At 70.5% G+C, this 7,044-nt stretch carries 7 protein-coding genes; 3 read left to right on the top strand and 4 right to left on the bottom strand.

The genetic code is table 11. From position 1 onward, the window contains the following. The 3 genes from DI573_RS13110 to DI573_RS13120 form a co-directional block, all read right to left on the bottom strand. Positions 1-990: DUF222 domain-containing protein (locus DI573_RS13110; RefSeq protein WP_292815125.1), on the bottom strand; the 990-nt coding region annotated here is incomplete at its 3' end. An 88-nt stretch (positions 991-1,078) separates the two neighbouring features. Then, positions 1,079-1,960: a HAMP domain-containing sensor histidine kinase gene (locus DI573_RS13115; protein WP_292815127.1), complete on the bottom strand. Its 882-nt coding sequence runs from the start codon at positions 1,958-1,960 to the stop codon at positions 1,079-1,081. Positions 1,961-1,988: 28 nt separating this feature from the next. Beyond that, a complete protein-coding gene (locus tag DI573_RS13120) occupies positions 1,989-2,132 on the bottom strand; it encodes a hypothetical protein (protein ID WP_292815129.1) in 144 nt (47 codons plus the stop codon). A 69-nt stretch (positions 2,133-2,201) separates the two neighbouring features. Here DI573_RS13120 and DI573_RS13125 point away from each other — a divergent pair, with 69 nt between their 5' ends. From DI573_RS13125 to DI573_RS13135, 3 genes are all read left to right on the top strand, one after another. Next, complete coding sequence (locus tag DI573_RS13125; protein WP_292815131.1) at positions 2,202-2,597, top strand: hypothetical protein; 396 nt, start codon at positions 2,202-2,204, stop codon at positions 2,595-2,597. Between the two features lie 138 nt (positions 2,598-2,735). Next, positions 2,736-4,934, top strand: a complete 2,199-nt coding sequence (locus DI573_RS13130) for an efflux RND transporter permease subunit (protein WP_292815137.1) — start codon at positions 2,736-2,738, stop codon at positions 4,932-4,934. Continuing rightward, complete coding sequence (locus tag DI573_RS13135) at positions 4,931-5,497, top strand: isochorismatase family protein (RefSeq protein WP_292815133.1); 567 nt, start codon at positions 4,931-4,933, stop codon at positions 5,495-5,497. The genes DI573_RS13130 and DI573_RS13135 overlap by 4 nt, the downstream gene beginning before the upstream one ends. A gap of 40 nt (positions 5,498-5,537) precedes the next feature. On the opposite strand, the gene DI573_RS13140 is transcribed toward DI573_RS13135, so the two are convergent. Beyond that, positions 5,538-6,980, bottom strand: coding sequence for a helix-turn-helix transcriptional regulator (locus DI573_RS13140; RefSeq protein WP_292815135.1), 1,443 nt, complete (start codon positions 6,978-6,980; stop codon positions 5,538-5,540). Positions 6,981-7,044: the final 64 nt, after the last annotated feature.

The raw sequence follows: 7,044 nt of genomic DNA on the forward strand, positions 1-7,044 counted from the left end.
TCTCGCGGTGTCGAGGTCGATGGGGGTGCGTCCGACGAGTTCTGCGGGGTCGTCGGTCACGCCGGCGAGTGCGAGGGCGGGGACGGTGACGTTGACGGTCGCGCGGATGGAGGCGAGTCCGCCGTGTCCGTCGCCGAGTCCTTCGCCGGTCTCGGTGTCGATCCGGTGCGTGAGGACCATCTCCATGAGCACGTCCGCGCGCACCTGATCCAGGGTCCGAGAATCCACGATGCTGCCGCCCGCGACGCCCGCGCCAGCCGCAGGCTCGCCAGTCCCAGCTGCGCCCGCAGCCGCCGCGTCCGCGGCTTCGGCGGCGTGTGCGGTGTTGAGGACGTCGCGGGCGATGTGGGTGATCATGTCGTGGATCCCGTGCACCGGCACCGCCGGGCCCCGCAGCAGAAGTTCGGTCATCCCGTCTTCGACGTCCCGCACCCACACCCCGCCGCTCTTGCGCGCGACCTTGTGCCGCTCCGCAAAAGTGGTCGGCTGCACCTGCTCCACGAGCCGTGCGAGCTGCGGCCCGAGCCGCCCGGGTGTGGTGGACGCGGCCCGCTCCAATGCTTCGATCTCGAACGCGGCGCGAATGTCCGGGTCGGTGAGTTTCACCCCGTGTTCGACGATCGCCCGCACGTGCCCGACCGACACCGCCCCTGCCGCCAGCGCCTCAAACGACGCCGCGAAACGCGTCACGAGGGTGTGGGCGTCGTTCATTCGCCGCTGCACGGACCGGTCCGGTTGCCGCGCACACGCCCCGAGCTCCGCCGCAAGGGCACGCAACGGGAGTTCCGCTTCGCGGCCGGCGCTGCGGGGGATCTCCGCCACTCGCTCCAACCCCACCGCCTGCGCCCGCGCCAGCACGCTCATCGCCTGAGCTTCCGCGGCAGCAATAGCGGCCACCGCGGCCGCATACTCCGCCGCCAACCCCGCCGCGACAGCATCCACACGATCGACGTTGTCGTCGTGTGCGTCGCCGCCGGACCATGTGTTCATATTCGAACTCTACGCGGGACCACCGACATCGAGATTCGAAGATATGTATTTCCGACGCCCCACGGCGAAATACTTGGTGAGAGTTCTTTCATCGAGAGCGCGAGCCGGTATATGTGCCGCCCTTCGACCGGCTCTGGGCGCGCACATCGGCTCTGGGCGCGGGCCCGTATTGCGCCGCGCCGCCGGGAAGCGTCACCCACACGCGCGTCCCGCCGGCGGGGGAGTCGTCGATGCCGATGCGCCCGCCGTGCGCCTGCACGATGCGCCGGCACGTGGCCAGGCCGATGCCCAGCCCCTCCACGGCCGAGCTCGCGCCCCGCTCCATCAGCTCGAACATGCGATCGCGGCGCTCGACGGGCACTCCGGGGCCGTTGTCGTCGACGGTGAGGCGCCATCCGCCCACGAGGTCATCGCCGCGCACGTCGATCCGCGGCGTCGTGCCGGCTGCCGCGGTGAACTTCAGCGCGTTGGCGACGAGGTTCTGGATGAGTGCCCGCAGCAGAGTGGGGTCGCCGATCGGCCGGATCGGCGCGTCGATGCTCACGACGGCATGCGTCGATCGCACCAGCGCGCTCAGATCCTCGAGCGACTCGCCGCAGATCCGTTGCATGTCGACGGCGCCCCGCCGTGGCTGCGCTCCGCCGATACGGGCGAATTCGAGCAGGTCCGATACCAGCGCCGTCATCCTCTCCGCCGCCGACTCGGCTCGGCCGAGGGCCGCGGCGGCGTGGGGTGCGTGCGCCATCTCCGGGCTGTCGGAGGCGAGCTCGAGAAACCCCGAGAGCGCCATCAGGGGGTTGTGCAGATCGTGGCTCACCTGCGCGGCGAACGACGCGAGCTGCTCGTTGGATCGGGCCAGCTCGTGCGTGAGGCGACGCAGCTCCAGTACGTCGACGACCTGATGGGCCAGACATCGAGCGCGGCGCTTTGCTCGGCGCGCAGCCCGCCGGGGCTCTCGTCGAACACGCACAGGGTGCCGATCGCGATGCCGTCCGGGGTCACGAGGGGGCTCGACGCGTAGGATGCTGGAGCACGACCGCGCACATCGAGTCCTCGCGGGTGCAGCTCGCCGGCTCGAACCCGACCGCCGCGACCTGGTGCTGCATCCTGTCGTCGATGATGTTGATGACCGCGGTGGACACTCCGCCCAGGATGACCGCGCCCGTCGTGCCGACGTCGGACCCATGCCGGCCGCCGCTAATCTGTGAAGCGTGGCCGACACGGTGGGACTGATCGCTGAGGTCTTCACCTGGATCGGCGTGGGGGCGGGGCTCGCGCTGCTCTTCGTGGCCCTCGTCGCGCGCATCGCGGACGGCACCTGGCTGCCCGCTCGGGGCGTCATCGAGCACACCGATGACGGTTCGGTCGTGCGATGGTTCGACGACGAGGGCGGCGTGAACGAGGCGGCGCTCACCGACCACGACGTTCGCCGGCTCGACTCGCGCGACATGGCCGACATCTACTACCGGCACGGCTGGCACAACCGCATGCGCCTGGATGCCGGCTCTCACGCCGTGCGCGCGCTCGTGCGCCTCGCGCTGCTGATGCTGGCCGTCGCCCTGGCCGCGTACGCGGCGGGATGGATCGCCCTGATCGCCGAAGGATGATCCTGCGCGTACATCCGGGATCGCCAAGAGCATAGATTGCTAGCTAAGCTAGCGATCGTGAATCCCGACACCCGCCGCTCGCTGCGCGACGCCGCACCCGACGATTCTGACCCTCGCGCGGGCCGACCGAGCCGTTGGCTGCGGATCGGCATCCCCGTCGTGCTGATCCTCGTCTGGCTGATCGGCGGCTCTGTCGGCGGGATGTACTTCGGCAAGGTCGAGGAGGTCTCCACCAACGACCAGTCCTCGTTCCTGCCCGAGAGTGCCGACGCGACGCAGGTGCAGGAGAGGCTTCCCGACTTCGCGGGATCCGAATCCATCCCCGCCGTCGTCGTCGTCACGGGCGACGGCGAGCTCACGCCCGATCAGCTGACGATCACGACGGACCTGCCCATCGCCTTCGCCGAGATCGAAGGGGTGTCGGGTGACGTGTCACCGCCGATCCCCTCCGAGGACGGCGAGGCGGTTCAGCTGTTCGTGCCGATCGACGCCGACGGCGAGATCCGTGACGTCGTCGCCGAGCTGCGCAGCATCGTCGCCGAGCTGCCCGACGGCCTGGAGGGCTGGGTCACGGGTCCAGCAGGCTTCACGGCCGACCTCTCCGAGGGCTTCCTCGGCATCGACGGGCTTCTTCTGCTTGTCGCCCTCGGCGCCGTGTTCGTCATCCTGATCATCGTCTACCGCTCGCCGCTGCTGCCGATCCTCGTACTGGCGTCGTCGCTGTTCGCGCTGTGCGTCGCCCTGCTCACCGTGTGGTGGCTGGCCTACGCCGGCATCGTGGTGCTCAACGGGCAGGTACAGGGCATCCTCTTCATCCTCGTGATCGGCGCGGCGACCGACTACGCCCTGCTCTACGTCGCCCGTTTCCGAGAGGCGCTCTCGCACGGAGAGGCGCGGTGGCGGGCCACGTTGTCCGCGGCGCGCGGGTCGTTCGAGCCGATCCTCGCCTCGGGCGGCACGGTGATCGCGGGCCTTCTCTGCCTGCTGCTGTCCGACCTCGCCACCAACCGCGCCCTGGGGCCCATCGCCTCCATCGGCATCGTCTTCGCCATGCTCGCGGCGCTGACCTTCCTGCCCGCGCTGCTGGCGGTGTTCGGCCGCGTCGCGTTCTGGCCCTTTGTGCCCAAGCGTCAGGCCGCGGCATCCGACCCCGTGCGCGACGGCCGCGGAGTGTGGCCCGCCACGGCGCGCCTGGTCGCGCGCCGCGCCCGCCCGATCTGGATCATCTGCACCGTCGTGCTCCTGGGCGCGAGCGTCGGGATGCTGCAGCTCAAGGCCGACGGCGTCTCGTCGAGCGATCTCGTGCTCGGTGCCTCGCAGGCCCGCGACGGCCAGGCCGTGCTCGCAGAGCACTTCCCGGGCGGGTCGGGCAGCCCCGCCTACGTGATCGTCCCGGAGGGCGAGATCGCCGCCGCCACGACGGTGCTCGCGGACGCCGACGGCGTCGACGGCGTCGCGGTGGCCGCGGAGGATTCTCCGACCGGACAGGCCTCGGTGAGCGTCGTTGACGGCGACGTCGTCTTCGAGGCGGCGGGCCCGCCGGGGACCCCCGCCCCGGAGCCCATGGTGTCGGAGGGCGACGTCCTGCTGCAGGTCACCCTGGCCGACCCCGCGGACTCCGCCGCCGCCGAGGAGACCGTGGCCCAGCTGCGGGCGGACCTGGACGCCGAGCTCGGCTCGGGCACGGCGCTCGTCGGAGGTGTCACCGCGGTGGCGCTCGACACCAACGCGACCTCGATCCGCGACCGCACGCTGATCATCCCGATCGTCCTGATCGTGATCCTCGCCATCCTGATGCTGCTGCTGCGGTCGGTGCTCGCCCCCGTGCTGCTGATCGCCACCGTGATCGTGTCGTTCGGGGCTGCGCTCGGCATCAGCGCGCTCGTGTTCAACCACCTGTTCGGATTCCCGGGGGCCGATCCCGCGGTGCCGCTCTACGGGTTCGTCTTCCTGGTGGCGCTCGGCATCGACTACAACATCTTCCTGATGACGAGGGTGCGTGAGGAGTCGCTTCGCCACGGCACGCGCCAGGGCATCCTGCGCGGCCTCGTCGCCACGGGTGGTGTCATCACCTCCGCGGGCCTCGTGCTCGCGGCGACGTTCGCAGCGCTCGGGGTCATCCCGATCCTCTTCCTCGCGCAGATCGCGTTCATCGTCGCGTTCGGCGTGCTGCTCGACACCTTCGTCGTCCGCTCGCTGCTCGTGCCCGCGCTCTCGCACGACATCGGGCGTGCGATCTGGTGGCCGAGCAGGCTCTGGCGCGCGGGTCCGGACGCTCCGCACACCGCGGCGGCGGGGCAGACGGATGCCGCCACCCGGCGTACGCTCGAGACATGAGCAAGGCGCTGTTCATCGTCGACGTGCAGAACGACTTCACCGAGGGCGGAGCGCTCGCCGTCGCCGGCGGCGACGCGGTGGCGGCCGCCATCACCGGGCACCTGCGTGCGCACGCGGGGGAGTACGAGCTGATCATCGCCTCCCGAGACTGGCACGCGGCAGAGGGCGACAACGGCGGACACTTCCACCCCGAGCCGGACTTCATCGACACGTGGCCGGTCCACTGCGTCTCGGGTACGGAGGGCGCCGAGTACGACCCGGGCCTCGAGACCGCGGCGGTGACCCACCACGTCAAGAAGGGGCAGGGTGTCCCCGCCTACTCTCTCTACGAGGGCACGACCGATGACGGCCGCCGCGTCGCGGAGCTGCTCGAGGAGCATCACGTGCTCGAGGTCGACGTCGTCGGCATCGCGACCGACCACTGCGTGCGGGCCTCGGCGCTGGACGCGATCGCGCACGGCCGGCGCGTGCGCGTACTCACCGCGCTCGTCGCCGGCGTCGCGCCCGAATCGAGCGCGCGGGCGCTCGCCGAACTCGGACACGCGGGCGCGGAGATCGTCTGACCCCCGCGGGAGGATGCCGGGGCGCGGGCCCCGGCATCCGTCATCCCTCGGCGTGCCGATCCAGGAACGCGTAGACCTCCGAGTCGTCCACGCCCGGGAAGGCGCCGCGCGGCAGCGGCGAGAACATCTGCGTGTGGACCCGGGCCGAGGGCCAGGCCCTGCCGTCCCAGCGCTCGGCGACCTCGTTCGCGGGGCGTCGGCAGCAGGCCTCGTCGGGGCAGGTCGATACCGCGCGCGCCGCGCTCTCGCGGCCGCGGAACCAGCGGGCGTCGTCGAAGGGCACGCCCACCGTGATCGAGAACTCGCCGTCGGGCGTCGTGCCGGTCTGCGTCGAGCACCAGAAGGTGCCGGCGGGGGTGTCGGTGTACTGGTAGTGCTCGGTCGTGCGGTTCTGCTGCGAGAACGCCCCGCGGGCCGAGAATCGGCGGCAGACGATCTGCCCCTCCACCGAACCGGTGACATCCATCGGCAGGGGCAGGTCGTCGTTCTCGTAGACCCGCTGCAACGCTCCGTTGTGCCCCACCCGCAGGAAGTGCAGGGAGATGCCCAGGTGATGGGTGACGAGGTTGGTCATGCGCATGCCCGCGGCCTCGTGCGTCACGCCGAACGCGTCGCGGAAGTCCTCCACGGCGAGGTTGCGGTCCTTCTTGGCCTGCTGCAGAAAGGCGACCGCGGCGCCCTCGGGCATGAGGCAGCACGCGGCGAAGTAGTTGATCTCGAGGCGCTGCTGCAAGAAGTCGGCGTAGTCCGTGGGGCGGGTGTGGCCGAGCAGGCGGTGGGCCATGGCCTGCAGCGCCATCGATCGGAGGCCGTGGCCGCCGGGGATGGATGCCGGGGGCAGATAGATGCGTCCGTTCTCGAGATCGGTGATCGAGCGGGTCGACGAGGGCAGATCCGCCGCATAGATCAGCTCGAATCCGAGTCGCTCGGCCATGATGCTCACCGTGCGGTGCGTGAGTGCGCCGGAGACGTGGCCGGCGAGGCGCAATTGCTTCTCGGCGAGCTTCTCGATCTCGGGCAGGTAGTTGTCGATCTCGCGCATCCGCAGCCGCAGCTCGGTGTTGGCCCGGCGGGCCTCCTCGGGGGTCGCGATGGCCTCGCGCTCGCGTCGCTGCAGCTCGCGATGCATGCCCAGCATCGTCTCGAGCGTCTCATCCGACATCCCCTTCGTCACGCGCACAGGTGCGATGCCCAGGCGCCGGAACGTGGGGCTCGCCTGCGCGCGTTCGAGCTCGATCTCGAGGGCCGCGCGCCGGTTGGGCGGTTCGCCCGAGATGAGGTCGGACACGTCGGTGCCCGTGGCGTCGGCGATCGCCTGCAGCAGGGAGAGCTTGGGTTCGCGCTTGCCGTTCTCGATCAGGCTGAGCTGGCTGCCGGCGACGCCGACGGCGGCCCCCAGCTCGTCGAGGGTGAGACCCGCGGTGAGGCGGTGGTGTCGGATGCGGTGGCCCAGTGTGGAGAGCTCGAGCGCGGTGCCTGGCATGTTTTGAGCATAGTGAAAGAAGTGGATTTCTTTCGAGTCATTTTCGCCTCAAGAAGGAGTGTGG

The sequence above is a fragment of the Microbacterium sp. genome (genome assembly GCF_003248605.1).
In the GTDB taxonomy this organism is placed as follows: Bacteria; Actinomycetota; Actinomycetes; order Actinomycetales; family Microbacteriaceae; genus Microbacterium.

What these genes read in the sequence shown, in the direction of transcription:
- DI573_RS13135 (WP_292815133.1), top strand. Translation starts at nt 4,931, where the DNA reads ATGAGCAAGGCGCTGTTCATCGTCGACGTGCAGAACGACTTCACCGAG.
- DI573_RS13140 (WP_292815135.1), bottom strand. Translation starts at nt 6,980, where the DNA reads ATGCCAGGCACCGCGCTCGAGCTCTCCACACTGGGCCACCGCATCCGA.